General features: G+C 70.3%; 1 protein-coding gene. It reads right to left on the minus strand.

The features are described from left to right. On the minus strand, positions 1–374 hold a 374-nt coding region (locus AAEY72_RS14270), incomplete at both ends, for a hypothetical protein (protein WP_352311156.1).

The following is a 374-nucleotide window of genomic DNA, read 5'->3' on the forward strand; positions in this document are numbered from 1 at the left end:
GGTGCTCGCATTGCACCGCGTCGTAGAAATAGAGCGAGACCCAGTCGGTCGGGCGGCCGGCTTCCGGCGTACGCATTGCGGCATGCTGGCTCAGCACCGTGAAATGCCAGCCGCCTTTCGTCATGTGCATCACCGGCGGCGGCACGTAACCGTCCGCGTTCAGGCGCCGGTGCGCGAGCGTCGGCAGTACGCCGGCGGCCGCCTTGTTGCGGTACTGGCGATCGATGTAAAGCAGCAGTTCGACGGGCGGTTCCGTGCCGGGGCCGGCGCTTTGCATGTGGCCTTGCCAGCGGCGGCGCCGGCTCAGCACGTCGTCGAGCGCGGCGCGGATGCCGACCGCGCGCCGCGGGCCGACGCCCGCGATCGTTTCGAGC

This window comes from Psychrobacter sp. W2-37-MNA-CIBAN-0211 (assembly GCF_040309405.1).
In the GTDB taxonomy this organism is placed as follows: Bacteria; Pseudomonadota; Gammaproteobacteria; order Pseudomonadales; family Moraxellaceae; genus Psychrobacter; species Psychrobacter glaciei.